Here is an 18,385-nt window from a genome sequence, read left to right as displayed (position 1 = left end):
GTCTTGCTCCTACTTGAACACTTTTTTGTCTTCGTTCCTGCGAACGACGCGCGCGGGATTGCCCAGCGCAATGACTTCATCCGGAATGTCGATATGCACGACCGAGCCCATGCCGACAATTGACGAGTGTCCGATTTGCACGCGTTCCTTGACGAGTGCGCCCATGCCCAGATAACTCAACGTCCCGACTTGCGTGCCGCCGCCCAGATTGACCATGGATGAGACGACGCAGTTTTCTCCTACCACAATGTCGTGGCCAAGGATCGAAGCTGTATTGACGGCAACGTTTCGACCGATCTTTGCCGTCGCCTGGATGGAGACATGCGGCGCGACGATCACGCCGTCGGCAATCTCCGCATACTCGGAAATGAAGGCATCGGGGGAGAAGATCGATTGAAGCACAAGGCCCAACCCTTCCACCTTCTCGAGAAGAGCTTTCCGGGCAAAAGGTTCACCGACTGCGATCGTTACTTTGGCGCCGGGAACGTGATCCCCCACGGCGACGACCGGAAACCCAAGCACCTCAGTCGCCGTCGGATGATCAACGATGAATGCACAATGATGCGGTTTCTGCAGGCCTCGGCGGATTGCCGATTGCAGTATGTCCATGGTTTCAATGCCGAGGCCGCCCGCCCCGTAGATGTACCAATGATCCAGACTCATGCTTCGATTTCCTATTGCAACAACTTTTCCTGCAGGAAACCGGCGATACCCTCGCCATCCAAGCGCGCAGCCTTCAGCATGAAGGCATAGTCACCAGTCTCGACGAAGCGATCCGGAATGCCGTGCGTCACGATGCGCGGAAACGGCATGCCCGAAGCATTGTAGTGATCAAGGATTGCGCTGCCGAGACCGCCAACCGTCGTGTGCTCCTCGATGACGAAAACCGTGCTGGCATGGCGAGCGACGTCAGCCAGTGCGACCGCATCCAGCGGCTTGATCGTATGCATGTTGAGGACGCCGACTTCCAGACCGGCTTCACTCAGCTTTTCAGCGGCCAGAAGGCAATGCCCGACCGTGGTGCCGCTCGAGATCAGCATCACCTCGCGTGGCGGCGTCAGCCAAACGGCCTTGCCGATTTCGAACGTGTAGTCTTCCGTATAGACGACCGGTGCATTGGGCGTGCCGGTCAGGCGGATATAGACCGGTTGGTCGAAGCCGACACAAGCCTCCAACGTCTTGTAAATTTCCGAGCAGTCGGCCGGCGATATGATCGTCAGGCCCGGCACAGTACGCATGACCGCGACATCCTCCAGGCCGAAATGGGAGTTGCCGAGATAAGCCATCGCCAGACCGCTACCAAGTGCGACGAGCTTCACCGGCTCGCCCATATAACCCATGTTCATGCGCACCTGTTCGCTTGCCCGCATTGAAGCAAAGGGCGCAAACGTCGAGGCGAACACGTCGAACCCCATGCGAGCGAGACCGGCAGCGCAGCCCACCATGTTCTGCTCGGCAATACCGGTATTAAGGAATTGGTCCGGATGTTCCTTGGAGAATCGGTCTAGACCGGAAGACCGCCCAAGATCGGCGCTCATCGCGATAATGTTCTCGTTTTCGGTCGCGAGCGCTGTCAGCGCCTGGCCATAAACAGCCCGCGGCCCGATGCGCGACCATGTGCGTGCATTACGGCTCGACAACTCAACCACGGAATTCTCCTTCCGTTTCCAGCTCCGACCCAGTGCTCTCGCCGAGCGCCTTCAGGCACTCTTCATAGACAGTTCCCGTGATGCGATTGTGATGCCAATCGTTGTTATTCTCCATGAATGACAATCCCTTGCCTTTCACGGTACGGGCGACGATGGCGGTCGGTATATCCGCGACCTGCTTTGCCTGCTGGAGTGCCGACAGGATCTGATGGTGATCGTGGCCATCGACATTGATGACGTTCCAGCCGAAAGCTTTCCAGATGTTCGTCAATGCAATTCTATTGCTATAGGTGGCATTCGGCCCGTCGTTGCGGAACCCGTTCTCATCAATGATCGCGGTAAGGTTGCCGACGCCCATTTCCGAAGCGGAAGCGGCGCTCTCCCAAACGGACCCTTCATTGCATTCGCCGTCGCCGAGAAGCACATAAACACGACGGTCTTGTTTGCGCTTGCGCATACCAAGGGCGATGCCCATGCCATAGGCAAGGCCCTGGCCCAAGCTGCCATTGGAGCTTTCGATGCCGAGCGCGACCTTCTTTACCGGGTGAGCGATCAGATCGCTGCCGTTTGTCTGAAAGGTCGCAAGCTTTTCGGCGTCGAAATAGCCGAAGTGATGCAGCACCGCCAGATAGCCCAGCACTGCATGCCCCTTGCTAAGAATGAAGATGTCGCGACCGTCCCATTGAGGTTCATGGGGGCGATGCGAAAGCACGTCGCCGAAGAGCGTATTCAACAGCTCTACCATGCTCAGGCTACCGCCGATGTGCGCCGACTGTCCGCACCGAAACGCGGTGTCGACGATTATACGACGAACCCGCGCACAGGACTCCTCGAAGCTTGTATTGATCATCAGGCTAGCTTGCATCTTTCGGAAGCGGTTTAGATCGGAATGGTCCATCTCAAACCATCCCATTGCCGATCCTTCCAATTGAAGCTTGTGCGGGTCTGTTGCCGCTTCGTTGCCCGCCCCCAAGCCCGATCGAGACTGCCGGGCGCGCGGCCCGTGTTGCTCCAAAACCTCAAGGTTCGACTGGGTGCAAAGATGGTCACAAACCGTGATTATTAAGTTGACTCCAATTCTCCTGTTTGAGTAAACGCAACCTTAGCAGTGGCCGGAGGGGCGGCCGTCACACTGCCCGATATTGGTCTGACAGGGGATAGTATGACAGTGGGACTACAGGGAAAGTTGCGCATGCTCACAAGCCGATTGGTTGCGAGCAGCGCGTTGATAACGGTGTCATTCGGATCGGCAGGCATCGGCTGGGCACAGGACAATTCGGCCGAAGAGGCGACGCAATTGGCCCCGATCGTCATAACGGGCAAGTCGGATCGTGTGGTTGGCCCGGATCGCACCATCGTCGCCAAGAATACCGCCACCGGCACCAAAACAGACACTCCGGTCATCGATGTCCCGGCCTCCGTATCGGTGGTGACGCAAAAGGAGTTGGAAGAGCGTCATGTGGACAATCTTCAGCAGGCGGTCGCTTATACTGCCGGCGTCTTTTCGGATGAGTTCGGCAACGACGACCGGTACGATTATATAAGAATTCGCGGCTTTGATCAGACGGCGCTCGGCACCTATCGGGATGGTCTGGCGGCGCGTATTCCCGCGTGGTTCACGGCCAGCCGCCTTGAACCCTATGGTCTTCAGCGCGTCGAGGTCCTGAAGGGATCGACTTCGACCCTCTTCGGTCTCAACGGTCCGGGAGGACTGGTCAATGCGATCACCAAGCGGCCCTTGGATGAGAAGCATGGCGAAATCTACACCTCCTATGGTGATGGCACCAAGGAAGTAGGCGCGGATTTCGGCGGGCCGATCGATCCCGACGGCGTGTGGAGCTACCGGCTTACCGCACTTGCCAAGGACGGTGATCAGGGCTGGGATCATTCGAACGACGACCGCACCTACGTTGCACCGGCCCTGACGATCAAACCGGAAGAGGGGACCTCGCTCACCATCCTGACCGACTATTACAAACGCGATGGAACGGGCGCGCGCGGATTTCCCACGGACGCCGATATCGATATCGACACCTTCCTCGGCGAGCCGGACTTCAATCGCTTCAATACGGAGCAGGCCGACATCGGCTATCAGTTCGAACACGAGATCAATGAAAATCTGACCTTTCGCTCGAATGCCCGCTATACGCATCTCGAGCTCGACTATGCCGAAGTCTATGGCGCATCACTGGATCCGACCGCCGATCGAACGGCGTTCTCGGTCGACGGCATGTCCAACCGTTATGCCATCGACAATCAGCTGCAATATGATGCGACATGGAACGGGATCGACAGCAAGACGCTGGTCGGCGTCGATTACACCAACGACAATACGCGCGAGAACATCCTGTTCGGGACGGCCGGACCGATCGATATCAACGACCCCGTCTATTGCGGTCTCTCCTGCATCAATCTCGGCCCGTACGTGAACTGGCGCGTCAAGCAGCAGGCGGTCGGGATCTACGCACAGGAGCAACTGACCTTCGACGACCGATGGATCGTTACCCTGGGCGGACGATGGGACCATGTCCACACGACTGCGGATTATCTCGACAGCGGGACAAGCGACGACGACACGGCGTCAGCCTTCACCAAGCGTGCCGGGCTGACGTATAAATTTACGCCGAATCTCGCAGCCTATGCGAACTATTCGGAAAGCTTCCAGCCGCTCGTCGCGCAGACCGCAAACGGATACACCGTGACGGGCTCGCTGAAGCCACAGGAAGGTGAACAATACGAGATTGGCCTCAAATATCGCCCTGATGGGTTTGATGGCCTCTTCACCTTGGCGCTGTTTGATCTTACCCAAACGAATGTGCCGAGCTATGTCACCCCTCTGGTTCAGGAGCAGATCGGCAAGGTGGGTGTGCGCGGCATCGAACTCGAAGGCAAAGCCGCAATCAACGACAGGCTTAATCTCACGCTTGCTTATTCCTATTGGGACGCCGAAATCCGCGAGGACGGCACCGGCGGCAACATCGGTAACCGGCCTTCACGCGTGCCGCGGCACTTGGCATCCGCCTGGCTCGACTACACGATCCCCGGAGACGGAAAGCGCGGCGACCTGACGCTCGGCGGCGGTGTGCGTTATATCGGCCAGTCCTATGGGGACGATGCAAATACCGTGTCGGTTGCCGCCTACACACTGTTTGATGCCGCGGTCAGCTACAAGGTGACCGAGGACGTGACGCTTGCCGTCAACGCGACGAACCTGTTCGATCGCAAATATATCGCCAGCAGCTACTACGGAACTGAGTTCTACGGCGATCGGCGCAAGGTCGTCGGCACGCTGAAGTATTCCTGGTAAAGGTGACGGACGCCGCCTTGTCCGATCAAGGCGGCGTCCGCAATCTGAACGTCGAAGTTATAAGGATCGCTGCGCTGTAGCCAGTGTTCCAAGGCATCTATACCGAACGCCATGGTGAATGCTCATCTTTCGATGAACGGCCGCCCTTACCGTCTTTGACCATAGAAGCTATTCGCTATCGGTGCTGCCAGCGCCCTATCGTCGGAAGAAGCCGAACATCGCACCGGTATCCTGCTGGTGCCTGCCTCATGACCGGGGGCAGTAAGGCTTGCCCTCCGTCTGGTGCCAGCGCAGGCGCTTAAACCAGTTGGAGGCAGTCGCATCCCGCATCTTGGCGAGATCGAGCACCGTCAGCGTTCGGCACTCTGGCGAGAGCAGGAAATGCTGGCCCTTGGGCGTGTCGTCGGGGTTCGCCACGGCTCAACCACTCCGCCATCCGGAAGGCGGCTGGGCGTATTTCCAAGCCATCGACCAACACACTGACGGTCGACACCTCGGCGCGGGAGCGATGGGCAATGGCAGCGGTGGCGATGAGGGTCATGTTCAGACTCCAGAGGTCGACGGCAGGCACAGCAGATCGGCGGACGAAAAGGCCGCGGGAGATCAGAGCTGTATTTGTATCATCCTGAACATGATCCAGGTTCTTATCTGGACTTCGCGTCGAGGTCGACCGAAGGAGGTCTAAATGGTTAATTTTGGCGAGAGATCGAAAGCCTTTTGCTGGATATCCGTGCGACCCGCGATTGCTTTCGGCCCATTGCAGGCATGTGGAAATGAATGCCCAGATGTCGGGGCTTTCTTCCCAGAAGCCCATTGGGGCCTGATTTCAAAACTCGAATTCACATTTCGTCAGATGAGGAATGTTCTGCGGGTTGATGCCTATGTCCCGCAGGCGTTGCTCAGTAAGACGACGCAGGTCTCGCTTGAGGTAATGCAGTGTCCGCCGCCGGCGCGTTTCATCGTTGAATCGACGCACCAGATCGTGCATTTTTGAATTAAAAAAATTGATGGTAATTTTTGTCGAGTTCATGTGGCATATTCCTTGCCGTTATCGCGGCTACCTGATATTTCTCGAATAATTGACATACTCGCATATTGAATGCGAGCAGGGAAACGAGTATTCTCGTTCAGAATTTCAAACTTTCTTTGAAGCAAAAATGAGCATAATTCCTGGAATGCGGGCGCTAAGAGCGCTTGATGCCTCGGGGCGACATCTGAACTTCAGTCGAGCGGCCGACGAACTTGGCCTGACCCCGGCGGCGGTCAGCTACCAGATCAAGGAAATCGAGGACCAGCTCGGCCTGTCGCTTTTCAAGCGCACCAATCGCTCGATCCGCACGACGGAGGCTGGATTGATCCTTTGCCGCGCATCCGGTGACGCGCTCGAACTCATGAAGCGTGCCGTCGCACAGGCCCGCAGGAGCGAGCGCGGCTCCCGCCACCTGAAAATCACCGTCGATCCGGACTTTGCCGTCAAATGGCTGATGCAGCGGCTGAAACGCTTCCGTGGCGCTTGGCCGGAAATCGACCTGCGCTTTGATATCTCCCCCGAGGTGCGCGACTTCGAGCTGGACGACATCGATATCGGCATTCGCTTTGGCACGGGAAACTATCCCGGCCTTTGCGCTGATCGATTGTTTGATGACGTTGTCGTGCCCGTATGCAGTCCTCGGCTACTCGCGTCCGAGAGGCCCATTCGAACGCCGACTGATCTGCTTGATCACAGCTTGGTCCATATCGAATGGGAGCGACAGGGTGTCGCGTGGCCGAACTGGTCGACGTGGATGGCGGCTGCCGGTATCGACGCCTTCGACGACAGTCGTACGGTTGCGCTCGCCACGTCATCGGAAATGCTTCAAGCCGCGATCAGCGGGGATGCTGTGGCACTTGTGGACCTCACCACTGTCGCAAACGATCTGGCCGAGGGGCGGCTTGTCCGGCTTTTCGATCTTGGCATCCCGATTCCGTCCGAACTCGCCTATTTCCTCGTGTATCCGCAGGAAACGGCTTCCGATCCCCGTGTCGTCGCCTTTCGCGAATGGATTCTTGACGAGGCGGAACAGATGCCGGGTCAGGAATCGCGAACACCTGCATCCGATGAAAAGGGGCGCGGGACCAGGGAGGCTTAGGCAGCCCAAGCCGTGCATCGAATTGCCCAACCAGAGGCAACATGTCCGAAGTATTCACACCCTCTACTCTGAAAAGCGTCACCCTCCGCAATCGCATTGCCGTTCCGCCGATGTAGGCTCCGTGGCAACGTTGTCAATAACCCAATCAACGTCAGCCGCATTCATGGGAATGCCGGCCTGAAATTCTGTTTTGATTCAGAGGCGTAAGGCGCTTTTGGTGGTCTTTGCTACCTAATGCCGGGCCTTCCTGTGGCAACCCTCAGCCGACACCGCGCTTGCGCATCATCAGCATCAGGAACGGTGCTCCGATGAGTGCGGAAACAAGACCGGCCGGGATCTGATAGGGCGATACGATCGTGCGGCCGACAAAATCGGCGGCAACCATAAGCCCCCCGCCGATCAGAGCGGCACCAACCATTTGCGGCAGCGCGCGTGTCAGTCCCGCCTCCCGTGCCAGGTGAGGTCCCATGAGGCCGATAAATGATAAGGGGCCGACCGTCAGCGTCGCGGCGGCCGTCAACAATCCTGCGAGGCCAAAAAGCGCAAAACGCGATTTCGCCAATGGTACGCCGACCGCCGCCGAAGGCGACGGCCCAAGGGGAAGTATGTCAAGCCAGCGGCGGGCGGCGAGCGCAACGGCAATCAGCACAGCGCCGAGCGCTGCCTCCGTTGCCGCGGTCGACCCTTCGATGAGGTAGGTGGACCCGCTCATCCACCGCATCAGCAGAACGGCTCTCGGATCTCCCGTCGAGCTCAACACGCCGACGACGGCATCGACCATCGCGCTTAAGGCAATGCCCGCAAGCAGGACCCGCTCGGGAGCGAAGGCCGATCGCCGGGAACTGGCGAAGATGATGGCAAGCACACTGATCGCACCGGCCACGGCAAAGGCAAATTGACCGGAAAATCCGGGAGCGACGGCAAAGAGGGCAATCGCAACGCCGAAGGTCGCGCCGGCACTGATCCCGAGAACTTCGGGACTTGCCATTTCATTTCCGGTCAACCGCTGAAGGATCGAGCCCGCGACCGCAAGCATCGCGCCCGATGCCAGAGCGGCGAGGATTTTAGGTATCCTGATGGCAAGGACATCGTACGAGAATTCGCCGGAAGCGAAGGCCCAGCCGCCATTGACGTCACGTCCGAGAAAAACGCTGACCATCAACAGCATAAGCAGACCGGCAGCGGCGATGACGACCGGTGCGGTTCCATCCCATCGACGTGACCGTCCGAACGCCGGCGATTGCTGCAATCGATGACGGATCTTCAGCCGCGGCAGGAGCGCGAGGAGCAGCGGCGAACCGAAGATGGCCGTTACCGCTCCCGTCGGCAAGAAATCACCAAGCCCGCCTGCGACCAGTTGCAGAACAGAGTCGGCGAAGAGAAGCAGCCCGGCGCCGATCAGGGGAGACCAGAAGATGAGCTGCGCGGGACGTCGTGCTCCGGACAATCGCGCAATCGTCGGCGCGACCAGTCCAATGAAACCAATGACCCCGACAGCGCTGGTGACAAATGCAGCAAGCGCGACAGCAAGGGCGACGACAATGAAACGCAGACGGACCAATCGGACGCCGAGTGCCGTGGAACTGCTCTCGCCAAGATCGAGCAGCGAAAGCGGTCTGATCACGAAAGTGCAGACGATGGCAACGACGCCCAACTTCCAAAGAAGCGACACGGGAATGACCCAACTTTGCTGGGCCAGCGAGCCGGCGCCCCAGATGAACAGGCTCGAGAGGTAGCGCTGGTTCAAATAGATCAGGATCGCAGAGAGGCCGCCACACCACAGACTGAGAACCAGCCCCGACAGAACAAGCGAATAAGGCGAAAAACCGCGGCGCGCGCCAAGGCTGACGACGATCACGGCCGCGGTCGCACTGCCGGTCAGAGCGACAAGATCACGGCCGGCCCCGAGCAGGTCCGGGAGAAACAGCGATGTTACCACCAGCGCCAGGTTTGCTCCGGCCGACACGCCGAGGGTGGTAGGGTCGGCGAGCGGGTTTCGCAAAACCTGCTGAAACAGCGCACCAGACAAGGCAAGCATAGCGCCGGCAATGAGCGCCGTCGCAAGGCGGGGAAGCGTCGAATAGTACAATACCATTCGTGTGACATCGTAATTCGGTAGCGCAATTTCAGACAGCGCAGGAGCAGCAAGAAACCACGAAGCCACGCCTCCACCGCCAATCAGGAGGAGGAAGACTAATGCTGGCCCGATATTGTCGCGGCGGGATATCATCATGCTTCTTTTTCCAGAAGATCTGTCAAAAGGCCCGCGAAGCGCATGGCCTCGTTCACCATGCCAAACATCAGGGCCGGCGGCAGAATCGACAGGTGGCCGGGACGCGCAAAGGCCAACCTGTTCCACAGCGGGCTCTGAGCAAGTTTCGGAAGAACGTCCGGAGGAACGGGGTCGAAGGCGATCAGACGCGCATCTGGATCGGTGATCTTGGAGAGCTCCTCAATGCCGATCGTTTCAAAACCCCAATAATTCGACTCTCTGGTCCAGGCGTTCCGGACACCGATGCGCTCGAGCACATTGTGGAACAGCCCGGGACTCGAATAGATGCGGACATGGCGGGCATCCATGAAATTCACCAGGGCGACCGGCGGCAGGTTCTTGTCCGCCAGGCGGCTGCGGCATCGCTCGAAGAAGGCGTCGGCGCGCGCGAGGAACTGCTCCGCCTCATTCTGACGACCAAGCTCAACGGCCAATTTGCGCGTCGCCGCAATGGCGGCGGGAAGAATAGGCCCAATGCCCGGCACGAAGATTTCCAGCCGAACGACTTTCGCCACCGACTGCAGCTTGGGTAACAGCTCATCGAGGTAGGGTGTGGTCAATATGATATCGGGCTTCAGCGCAACGAGAATTTCAAAATTGACCTCGAACGCACTGCCGATATCGACGACGGATTCTGGCATTCGCGGCTCGACAACCCATCTGTCCCAATCGGCGAGGTCCGAGATCCCGACCGGAGGCAATCCAAGGGATAAAAGCGTGGACGCAAGACCGTAGTCGAGGCTGACGACCCTTTGGCCGATCGACTGCGCAAACAGCGGAGCCGGAATGGCCGAGGCCGCCGCGAACTGCAGAAGGAAGCGCCGCGAAACGCCCATTGAACGCCCAACCTCAGCAAACATAGGCGAGCGGATAGGGCAGGGTGGGCGCGGAGATCACATCCATATCGATCCCATAGATCTCCTGCAGCGTCTTCGGCGCGAGGATCGCGCTCGGTGTTCCGCTGGCAACCACGCCACCGCGTTTCAATGCGTGGATCCGATCGCAGAAGCGCGCGGCCATGTTGATGTCGTGAAGAACGATGACGACACTCCTTCCACCCTCATGCGCCAAGCGTCGCACAAGTGAGAGCACCTCAATCTGGTGGGCAACATCGAGTGCCGCAGTCGGTTCGTCGAGCAACAGGCAGCGGGCATCCTGAGCAATCAGCATGGCGATCCAGGCCCGTTGCCGCTCACCGCCCGACAGTGTGCCCACGATGCGGTTGGCGAACTTCTCGATATGCGTTGCTTGAAGGGCCTCCTCGACTTTCCCTTCATCGTCCTTGGTGAAGCGGCCAAGCGCGCCGTGCCACGGATAGCGGCCGCATCCCACAAGCTCGCGGACCGTCATGTCCGCTCCGGTCGTGACGTCCTGGGGCAGGTACGCGACCGAACGCGCGAAGGCGCGTTCGCTATACGTCCTTAGATCGCGGTTTCCGTAAGAGATCGATCCGGCGCTCGGCACGAGCTGGCGCGCCAGCATTTTGAGAAGGCTGGATTTGCCGGAGCCGTTGTGGCCGACCAGGGCCACGACTTCTCCTGCCGGAAATGTCAGGCTTACGGCGGAGAGAATTGCGTTCCCCTCGATCGAAAGACCTATATTTTCGGCGACAAAAGTTTCGGCCGCTCGAGGCGGATCTTGCATCGGGGGGAGTATGGCCACGTGACATCCTTTAACCGGGTGATAGGTCGGTACTAAAGATGAGAGCAGCAATCAACTATTTTCGCTTCTTTCGACGCGGCTGCCCTGCTGCTCGCCACCAGCATGCGGCCGCACGCTTTTCGCCACTTGATCAGCCGGTTTTTCGAGGGAAGAACCAGGCTGACAAGATGACCTTTGCGACGCCGTGCAAGGGTCCGCGGCACTTGAACGGCAGGTGGGCTACGACAACGGTAAGGGTCACCATCGGAGTGTTCAAGTGACCCGGCAATTCCGCTCAGATCAGACCGTATTGTTCCGCCTTGTTGCGCAGGAATGGCAGGCCATTGCCCATGACCTCCTCCATATCGCGGGCGACTGGGCGCCAGACAGCCAGGCCATAGGCTACCTCAGGCGGCATATTGATGAAGCTCTCCATGGCAAGTCCGCCCTTGAAACCGATTGCAGCGAGCGCGGCATAGATCACATCCCACGGAATGTTGCCGTAACCCGGCGTGCCGCGGTCGCTTTCGGAAAGATGGATGTACTTCAGGTGATCGCGGGCGATGAGGATGCCGTTGGCCGCGCCCTTCTCCTCGATATTCATGTGGTAGGTGTCGAGGTGGACGAAGATGTTATCCGCGCCGACACGCTCCACCATGTCGACGGCCTGCTGCGCCGAGTTGATCAGGTGGTTCTCGTAGCGGTTCACGGCCTCGACGCCGAGCTGGATGCCGTACTTCCTGGCGTGTTTTGCCGCAGCCTCGAGCACCTTGGCGATGTTGTCGTATTCGCCCTGCGTCGGCGGCACGCCGGTGCGTTCGCCGATGCCGCCGAAGATGACGCCGGACAGGGCTTCGGCACTCATTTCCGCGGTCTTTTCGATCGCAACCTTCAGATGCTCGATTGCTGCATCCGGGCGGATGGAGGCCCAGGCATGCTCCGGCAGGCCGAGCGAGCAGACGGCGCGCAGCTTGTTCTTTTCAAGCAGGTCGCGGGTGTGTTTGGCATCGACGGCAGGCGCGTTGAGCAGCGCGATCTCGATGAAATCCATCTTGTAGTGCACGGCTCCGGCAATCGCCTTCTCGGCGCCTGCGCGGTCCCAGTTCATGGTCCACATGCTGGTGTGAACGCCGAAACCTTCCATGGTCGTATCTCCTATTTCATGATTCTGATGAACTTGGCCGAGAACCACCGCAGCACCATCACGACGATGAGCAGGATGCCCCAGACGGCAGTGGTGAGATGCTGGTTGGCGCCGAGCAGGTTGAGCCCCGAAGAGAGAAGCTGCAGCACGATGAGCGCCACGAAGACGGGCAGGACTCGGCCGAAGCCGCCAAAGGGATTGATGCCGCCGAGGAAGCAGGCGAGCACGGTGATCAGCAGATAGGATTCGCCGTGGCCGACGCGCACCGAATTGAAGCGCGCAAGCATGATGATGCCGGCAACTGCAGCCATCACCCCGGAGAGCATATAGACCAGCACCAGGATCTTGCGGGTGTTGATGCCGGAATAGCGGGCAGACTCGATATTGGAGCCGATCATGTAGGTTGAAAAGCCGAGCTTGGAGCGCGAGAGCAGGACGTGGCTGGCGATCACGCAGGCAATCAGGATCAACAAAGGTACCGGGATGCCGAGAATGCTGCCGTGGCCGATGGGAGCGATGAAGGTGGGGAAGCCCGAGATATCGCCGCCGCGCGTCAGGAACTCACCGAGGCCGCGCAGGAAGATCATCATCGACAGCGAAACGAGGATCGGATGGGCGCGGGTAAAGGCGATGACGAGGCCCATGACCAGGCCGCTTGCCGCGCCGACGGCAAGCGCCAGAACCGAGCCGAGCAGAAAGGCGCCCGGACCGGCGTCGATGCCGCCATTGGCCTGCAGCGTCCAGGCGAGCGTCAGGCCGGCGATGTTGGCGGTGAAGGTGATCGCAAGGTTGAGGCCGCCGGTCAGGATCGGCATCAGCATCGCAAGCGTCAAGACGCCCAGCTCCGGAAGCTGAAAGGCGACCGATCCGAAGGTCGCGCCCGTCAGGAAATGGGGCGAAGCGAAACCGAAGACGACAAGCACCGCCGCCAGCGCGGCGAGGGGACCGGCCATGTCGGCGCCGAAGATGGCGTTGAAGCGGGCGGCGAGCGCGTTCATCAGCTCTCTCCCCTTTCCGCAGGTCTGTCACCGGTCGATTTGCGGGTCGCAAACACCGGCACCAGATTGCCGATGCGAGCGCTCGACAAAGTGATCGCAACGAGGATGATCGCGCCGACGATCATCTTGAAGGCGAAGGGCGAGACGCCCATCAGGTTGAGGCCGTTCTGGGTGATCGAGACGAGCAGCACGCCCAACACGCAACCGAGCACGGAGCCCTTGCCGCCGCCCAGCCGCGCACCGCCGAGCACCACTGCGGCCAGGACATCGAGCTCGCGGCCATAGAGTGCGTTCGGAACGACCTCCTGCGCATAATGCGCCTGCATCAGCCCGGCGATGCCTGCCATCAATCCAAGCCAGCCGAAGGCGATGAACTGCATGGCGCCGATATTGATGCCGAAGCGGCGCGCGCCTTCCGGATTGTCACCGAAGGCATAGAGCTGCCGGCCGGTCGTCGTGCGGGTAATGAAGAACCAGGTGGCGAGCGTGCAGACGACCATGACCACAACAGGCAACGTGATCTCAGCCCAGCTCCCATCGGCCATTTCGCGCTCGTAGATGATGACGCGGCTCGTCAGCCAGTCGGGCAGATTGTAGATCGACACACCCTTGGTGAAGAACATCAGCAAGCCGAAATAGACGTTGAAGGTTGCGATCGTCGCGACGATCGAGATGATGCGAAAGCGGTGGATCAGGAAGGCGTTGATCACGCCGAGCACGATGCCGATGCCGGCCGCAATCAGGAAGCCGGATATCCATCCACCCCCGCCGATCCTCTCGAGCGCAAGTGCAGTGACGTATTGCACGATCGAGGCGGCGACGGCGAAGGAGATGTCGATCCCGCCTGATATCAGCACCACGAGCAGGCCAACGGCAAAGATAATGTTGACCGCGCTGATATTGAGCAGGTCGAAGACATTGCCGAGCGTCAAGAAACGGTCGGTCATGAAAGCCAGGACAATGCTCATCGCGATGATGACGGCGATGAGCACGAATTCAGTCGTATGGGACAGGAACAGCTTACGCATAGACCGCCGCCTCCAGGTCCTTCAGTGTGGTCGCGCGCGGATCATGCCAGCCGGCGATGCGGCCCTTTTCCATATGGATGATCCGATCGGCGTTGAAATAGACCTCCGGCACCTCGTCCGAAATCAGGATGATCGCCAGCCCCGCCTCGGCGAGACGCGCAACGATTTCGAAGATACCGGCGCGTGCGCCGACATCGACGCCGACCGTGGGCGCATCGAGGATCAGCACCTTGGGATCGGTGGCGAGCCATTTGGCGATCGCGACGCGCTGCTGGTTGCCGCCCGAAAGCGTCGAGATCGCATCGTCATGCTTGCCGATCCTGACGCCGAGATCAGCGATCCAGCGAGCGACGAGCGAGCGCTTCTTTTCCGGCGAAATGAGCCGCCGGCCCAGGATGCGGTTGAGCGAGGCCATGACCAGATTGTCGGCGATGGATTGCGGCTGGTTGAGACCGAGCGAAAGGCGGTCTTCGGAGAGATAGGCGACACCTGATGTGATCGCCTCGCGGTTGGAGGCAAAGCGCACCGGCTTTCCCTCCAACACGATCGTTCCGGCAGCGGGCCGGCGCATGCCGAACAGCGTAAGCGCAAGTTCGGTGCGCCCCGAGCCAAGCAGGCCGGTTATCCCGAGCGTCTCGCCACGGCGCAGATCAAAGGAGATGTCGTCGAACTCGCCAGGCCGGGAAAGCTTGCTGACCGAGAGCACCACCGGGTTCTGCGATACGTCGCGGGCGAGAACATTCTGGTCGAAGGTGCGCCCGGTCATCAGCTCGGTGATCTTAGACTGGGTCATGCCCTCCACCGGATAGACCCCGACCAGCGCGCCATCGCGCAGCACCGTGATGCGCGAGGAGATATCCAGCACTTCCGCAAGGCGATGGCTGACGAAGACCACGGCAACACCCGAAGCCGACAGCGTGCGCACGATCGCCAACAGATGATCGGTCTCAGACTGGGTGAGCGAGGCGGTCGGCTCGTCCATGAAGACGATCCGGGCCTCTCCGACCAGCGCGCGGGCAATGGCGACGATCTGGCGCTGCGCGATGGCGAAGTCCTTGAGCGGCCTGTCGACGTCGAGGGTGACGCCGAGCCCCGCCAGTGCGTCCTCGGCGATCCTGCGGATCGCGGCATAGTTGACGAGGCGCGGGCGCGAACCGGAAAGGGTCTGGAAGGCGATGTTTTCCGCCACGCTCATTTCCGGAAAGAGCGCGAGGTCCTGCCAGATGATCTGAATGCCGCGGGACTGGGCCATGCCTGGCTTCATGTGGGATATCGTCTCGCCGTCAAAGACGATCTCGGCGCCGTCTGCAGGCCGATAGACGCCTGATATCACCTTGATAAGGGTGCTCTTGCCGGAACCGTTCTCGCCGGCCAGGCAATGCACTTCGCCGGGCAAGACTTCGAAGGAGACGTTTTTCAGCGCCTTCACACCGCCGAATGTCATGTTGATGCCGCGAAGCGAAAGAAGCGGCGGGGCCTTCACACCATCATCCGTTGCCATGCTCATGCCGGTTGCCTGTCCAGTCGAATGCCATGAAAGGAGGTCAATGGTCCAGCCATGGCCGGATACCGCTCTTTTCCCGAACGTCGGGCCGGTCCATGTCGACCGGCCCGACACCCGGGGAGGGGGCCTCTTCAGAGGCCCATTGCGGCCAGGTCGTCGACCGTATCCTTGTTGATCGGCAGCAGTTGATCGACGATGATGTCGTTGCCAACCGGCTTGATCACGCCGAGACCCGGAATGTCATCACCTTCCTTGACGCTCTCGCCCTTGATCAGGCGATCGGCGAGCGTGACGAAGACTTCGCCGGCCTGCTTCGGATTCCACATGAAGCCGCCCGATATCGCGTCGGACTTGATCAGCTTCTGGCCCTGGCCGGGCGAGAACGGACCGAGCACGAAGATTTTGCCCGTCTTGCGGCGTTCTTCGACAGCGCGCCCGGCGCCGATTGGACCCTGGCTGCCGAAGGCAAGGAAGCCTTTCAGATCCGGATGGGCGGCAATAAGGTCGAGCGCCGTCGAGCGGCTCTTGTCGACGTCTTCCGCGACGCCATAGCGATCGCCGACGAGTTTCATGTCCGGATAGTTCGCCTTGATATAGGCGATTGCGGCGTCCGCCCAGGCATTGTGCAGCGGGACGGTCAGCGAACCGACGAAGACGGCATATTCGCCCTTGCCGCCCATCTTTTCGGCGAGCAGCTTGCCATGGGCCTCACCAAATCCGGTCGACGATGCGAGCTCGAAATTCCAGTCGGCGCCCTTCTGCGAGGGCGATTCATGCGTAATGACCTTGATGCCGGCGGCTTGCGCCTTGGTGAGCACGGGCTCGAGCACCTTGGCATCGTTCGGGACCACGCCGATGACCTTGACGCCCTGGGCGATCAGATCCTCGATGGCGCGCACCTGCAGCGCCGGGTCGGCACTGGTCGGGCCGATCATGAAGGCATCGACCCCTAACTTCTGGCCCTGTTCCTTGATGCCGGCTTCCATCGCGTTGAACCAGGGAATGCCGCCGATCTTGACGACAACGCCGACCTTCGGCGCGTCCTGTGCAACCGCGACCACCGCCCCGGCAAGCGACAGCGATGCGGCAAATGCCGCTACGATAAGGCTCCTCATCCTCACTCCTCCTCAAAGGTCGCTCATGCGAACGACGACCACCGGCCGGCTTCACGGCAGGTTGCTCCTGGTTGTTTTATGGCGAGGGAATACCCTTGCCTCCCGTCTCGCCTCCTCCGGCGAACCATCCTGCACAATCGATCTTTCTTTTTTGCACAATCGATGGTGCAATAACTATCGATCAAGGTGGGGCTTTCGTCAAGAGGGGTTTGTTTCTAAGGGAACGATAGAGGAAAGGCTGGGAATGACGGACATCAGCAAGAAAAAGGCGACAATCTACGATCTCTCGATCCTATCGGGCGCGTCGCCTTCCACCGTGAGCGCCGTGCTGAACGGAAGCTGGCGGAAGCGGCGTATCAAAGAGGCGACAGCCCAGCTCATTCAGAAGCTGGCGAACGAGCACGGCTATAAGGCAAATCTGCAGGCGCGTGGCCTGCGGTCGTCCCGCTCCGGCCTCGTCGGTCTTCTCCTGCCGGTGCACGACAACCGCTATTTCTCCTCTATGGCGCAGTCTTTCGAGGCGCAGGTCCGAAGCCGCGGCCAGTGCCCGCTCGTCGTCAGCGCCTGTCGCGACCCAGAGGAGGAGCGCCAGGTCGTCGAGACGCTGATCTCCTATTCTATCGACGAGCTGTTCATCGCCGGCGCGACCGATCCGGATGGCGTGCACAAGGTCTGCGAAAAGGCGGGGCTGAAGCACGTCAACATCGATCTGCCGGGCACGCTGGCGCCGTCGATCATCAGCGACAATTATGAAGGCGCGCGCATGCTGACACAGGCGATCATCGAGCGCGCGCAGGAGGATGGCCCGCTTTCGCCCGACGATCTGTACCTGTTCGGCGGCCGCAACGACCATGCCAGCCATGAGCGAATTCGCGGTTTCCGCGACGTAAAGCGCGCCCTGCTGGGCGCGGATCCGGACATCTGCATCCAGCCGACCGGCTATTCCCCCGCCATGACTGCCCGCGCCTTCGAAGCCTTCTACGAAGGCCACGGCAAGCTGCCGCGCACTTTTTTCGTCAATTCCTCGATCAATCTCGAAGGGCTGATGCGCTTCCTCGCGCTGCATCCGCACGAGACCTTCGCCGATATCATCGTCGGCTGCTACGACTACGATCCCTTCGGCTCCTTCCTGCCTTTCCCTGTCTTCATGATCCGGCAGGACAGCGAGGCGATGATCACCAAGGGGTTTGCGATCCTCGATGCGGACCGCGGCCCGGCAATCACGCATCTGGTGCAGCCGACACTCGTGCCGCCGCGCACGGCGCTGATCGGCCCACTCGATGCGTTGAAGGATATCGAGTAATGCGTCCTGTCTCGTTCGAGGTGACGGCCCTGAATTCTTTGATGCCTGATCGCCAGACACGACGCCGTCATCACGTATTCAAGTCGCTATCAATCCCATCCGCTCGTCTCCCAGATCTCGTTCAGACTCGGGGAGAGTGACATTCCAACTTTTGCAGAAACAGGACGCTTCATCCTTGAACCCACCCCGGCTACAACAATTGTCAAAGCTGATTAGAGGCGCGACGTTGCCAGCCATTTAGAGATGCGACACTCAGCATTGCCGCTGGCGCTGACGGCAGCCCCCGATCCGACCG

General features: G+C 59.9%; 16 protein-coding genes. 4 read left to right on the top strand and 12 right to left on the bottom strand.

Annotation, left to right across the window (positions count from 1 at the left end; all coding sequences use genetic code 11):
• Positions 1–9: 9 nt before the first annotated feature.
• From FHX10_RS30525 to FHX10_RS30515, 3 genes are read right to left on the bottom strand one after another with little or no spacing between them, the layout of a single operon-like run.
• The gene (locus FHX10_RS30525; RefSeq protein WP_183845254.1) at positions 10–663 is read right to left on the bottom strand and encodes an acyl-ACP--UDP-N- acetylglucosamine O-acyltransferase; all 654 of its coding nucleotides are present in this window, start codon (positions 661–663) and stop codon (positions 10–12) included.
• An 11-nt stretch (positions 664–674) separates the two neighbouring features.
• The gene (locus FHX10_RS30520) at positions 675–1,649 is read right to left on the bottom strand and encodes a transketolase family protein (RefSeq protein WP_183845253.1); all 975 of its coding nucleotides are present in this window, start codon (positions 1,647–1,649) and stop codon (positions 675–677) included.
• Positions 1,642–2,547 (bottom strand): transketolase, encoded by a 906-nt coding sequence (locus FHX10_RS30515; RefSeq protein WP_244604821.1) that lies wholly within the window; start codon positions 2,545–2,547, stop codon positions 1,642–1,644. The genes FHX10_RS30520 and FHX10_RS30515 overlap by 8 nt, the downstream gene beginning before the upstream one ends.
• Before the next feature lie 264 nt (positions 2,548–2,811).
• Here FHX10_RS30515 and FHX10_RS30510 point away from each other — a divergent pair, with 264 nt between their 5' ends.
• On the top strand, positions 2,812–4,956 hold the full coding sequence (locus tag FHX10_RS30510; protein WP_183845252.1) for a TonB-dependent siderophore receptor: 2,145 nt from the start codon (positions 2,812–2,814) through the stop codon (positions 4,954–4,956).
• Positions 4,957–5,202: 246 nt separating this feature from the next.
• Here the strand turns inward: FHX10_RS30510 and FHX10_RS30505 are convergent, their stop codons facing one another.
• Complete coding sequence (locus FHX10_RS30505) at positions 5,203–5,373, bottom strand: hypothetical protein (RefSeq protein ID WP_183845251.1); 171 nt, start codon at positions 5,371–5,373, stop codon at positions 5,203–5,205.
• A gap of 268 nt (positions 5,374–5,641) precedes the next feature.
• Here FHX10_RS30505 and FHX10_RS30500 point away from each other — a divergent pair, with 268 nt between their 5' ends.
• Together FHX10_RS30500 and gcvA are read left to right on the top strand one after the other, a co-directional pair.
• The gene (locus FHX10_RS30500) at positions 5,642–5,950 is read left to right on the top strand and encodes a hypothetical protein (protein ID WP_183845250.1); all 309 of its coding nucleotides are present in this window, start codon (positions 5,642–5,644) and stop codon (positions 5,948–5,950) included.
• Positions 5,951–6,113: 163 nt separating this feature from the next.
• On the top strand, positions 6,114–7,085 hold the full coding sequence (gene gcvA, locus FHX10_RS30495; protein WP_183845249.1) for a transcriptional regulator GcvA: 972 nt from the start codon (positions 6,114–6,116) through the stop codon (positions 7,083–7,085).
• A 259-nt stretch (positions 7,086–7,344) separates the two neighbouring features.
• On the opposite strand, the gene fhuB is transcribed toward gcvA, so the two are convergent.
• The 8 genes from fhuB to FHX10_RS30455 all read right to left on the bottom strand — a co-directional run bounded on the left by fhuB (position 7,345) and on the right by FHX10_RS30455 (position 16,787).
• Positions 7,345–9,315 (bottom strand): Fe(3+)-hydroxamate ABC transporter permease FhuB, encoded by a 1,971-nt coding sequence (fhuB, locus tag FHX10_RS30490; protein ID WP_183845281.1) that lies wholly within the window; start codon positions 9,313–9,315, stop codon positions 7,345–7,347.
• Positions 9,315–10,193 (bottom strand): iron-siderophore ABC transporter substrate-binding protein, encoded by an 879-nt coding sequence (locus tag FHX10_RS30485; protein WP_183845248.1) that lies wholly within the window; start codon positions 10,191–10,193, stop codon positions 9,315–9,317. The genes fhuB and FHX10_RS30485 overlap by 1 nt, the downstream gene beginning before the upstream one ends.
• Before the next feature lie 13 nt (positions 10,194–10,206).
• On the bottom strand, positions 10,207–11,001 hold the full coding sequence (locus FHX10_RS30480) for an ABC transporter ATP-binding protein (protein ID WP_063473991.1): 795 nt from the start codon (positions 10,999–11,001) through the stop codon (positions 10,207–10,209).
• A 292-nt stretch (positions 11,002–11,293) separates the two neighbouring features.
• Positions 11,294–12,142 (bottom strand): sugar phosphate isomerase/epimerase family protein, encoded by an 849-nt coding sequence (locus tag FHX10_RS30475; RefSeq protein WP_063473990.1) that lies wholly within the window; start codon positions 12,140–12,142, stop codon positions 11,294–11,296.
• A gap of 11 nt (positions 12,143–12,153) precedes the next feature.
• On the bottom strand, positions 12,154–13,140 hold the full coding sequence (locus FHX10_RS30470) for an ABC transporter permease (protein ID WP_063473989.1): 987 nt from the start codon (positions 13,138–13,140) through the stop codon (positions 12,154–12,156).
• Positions 13,140–14,168: an ABC transporter permease gene (locus FHX10_RS30465; RefSeq protein WP_047613842.1), complete on the bottom strand. Its 1,029-nt coding sequence runs from the start codon at positions 14,166–14,168 to the stop codon at positions 13,140–13,142. The genes FHX10_RS30470 and FHX10_RS30465 overlap by 1 nt, the downstream gene beginning before the upstream one ends.
• Complete coding sequence (locus FHX10_RS30460) at positions 14,161–15,675, bottom strand: sugar ABC transporter ATP-binding protein (RefSeq protein ID WP_063473988.1); 1,515 nt, start codon at positions 15,673–15,675, stop codon at positions 14,161–14,163. Before FHX10_RS30460 ends, FHX10_RS30465 begins: the two co-directional genes overlap by 8 nt.
• Positions 15,676–15,803: 128 nt before the next feature.
• The gene (locus tag FHX10_RS30455; protein WP_063473987.1) at positions 15,804–16,787 is read right to left on the bottom strand and encodes an autoinducer 2 ABC transporter substrate-binding protein; all 984 of its coding nucleotides are present in this window, start codon (positions 16,785–16,787) and stop codon (positions 15,804–15,806) included.
• Positions 16,788–17,031: 244 nt separating this feature from the next.
• On the opposite strand from FHX10_RS30455, the gene FHX10_RS30450 reads away from it, so the two are divergent.
• A complete protein-coding gene (locus tag FHX10_RS30450; protein WP_063473986.1) occupies positions 17,032–18,090 on the top strand; it encodes a LacI family DNA-binding transcriptional regulator in 1,059 nt (352 codons plus the stop codon).
• The last annotated feature ends 295 nt before the right edge of the window (positions 18,091–18,385 follow it).

Origin of the sequence: Rhizobium sp. BK591 (genome assembly GCF_014195045.1) — a bacterium.
Lineage (GTDB): Bacteria > Pseudomonadota > Alphaproteobacteria > Rhizobiales > Rhizobiaceae > Rhizobium > Rhizobium anhuiense.
The sequence above is the reverse complement of the archived record's forward strand: the minus strand, read 5'-3'. Positions and strand labels throughout refer to the sequence as shown.

Excerpts from the sequence above, each read along its gene's own strand:
- FHX10_RS30525 (WP_183845254.1), bottom strand. The coding sequence starts at position 663 with ATGAGTCTGGATCATTGGTACATCTACGGGGCGGGCGGCCTCGGCATT.
- FHX10_RS30515 (WP_244604821.1), bottom strand. The coding sequence starts at position 2,547 with ATGGACCATTCCGATCTAAACCGCTTCCGAAAGATGCAAGCTAGCCTG.
- FHX10_RS30510 (WP_183845252.1), top strand. The coding sequence starts at position 2,812 with ATGACAGTGGGACTACAGGGAAAGTTGCGCATGCTCACAAGCCGATTG.
- FHX10_RS30500 (WP_183845250.1), top strand. The coding sequence starts at position 5,642 with ATGGTTAATTTTGGCGAGAGATCGAAAGCCTTTTGCTGGATATCCGTG.
- gcvA (WP_183845249.1), top strand. The coding sequence starts at position 6,114 with ATGAGCATAATTCCTGGAATGCGGGCGCTAAGAGCGCTTGATGCCTCG.
- fhuB (WP_183845281.1), bottom strand. The coding sequence starts at position 9,315 with ATGATATCCCGCCGCGACAATATCGGGCCAGCATTAGTCTTCCTCCTC.
- FHX10_RS30485 (WP_183845248.1), bottom strand. The coding sequence starts at position 10,193 with ATGGGCGTTTCGCGGCGCTTCCTTCTGCAGTTCGCGGCGGCCTCGGCC.
- FHX10_RS30480 (WP_063473991.1), bottom strand. The coding sequence starts at position 11,001 with ATGCAAGATCCGCCTCGAGCGGCCGAAACTTTTGTCGCCGAAAATATA.
- FHX10_RS30475 (WP_063473990.1), bottom strand. The coding sequence starts at position 12,142 with ATGGAAGGTTTCGGCGTTCACACCAGCATGTGGACCATGAACTGGGAC.
- FHX10_RS30470 (WP_063473989.1), bottom strand. The coding sequence starts at position 13,140 with ATGAACGCGCTCGCCGCCCGCTTCAACGCCATCTTCGGCGCCGACATG.
- FHX10_RS30465 (WP_047613842.1), bottom strand. The coding sequence starts at position 14,168 with ATGCGTAAGCTGTTCCTGTCCCATACGACTGAATTCGTGCTCATCGCC.
- FHX10_RS30460 (WP_063473988.1), bottom strand. The coding sequence starts at position 15,675 with ATGAGCATGGCAACGGATGATGGTGTGAAGGCCCCGCCGCTTCTTTCG.
- FHX10_RS30455 (WP_063473987.1), bottom strand. The coding sequence starts at position 16,787 with ATGAGGAGCCTTATCGTAGCGGCATTTGCCGCATCGCTGTCGCTTGCC.
- FHX10_RS30450 (WP_063473986.1), top strand. The coding sequence starts at position 17,032 with ATGACGGACATCAGCAAGAAAAAGGCGACAATCTACGATCTCTCGATC.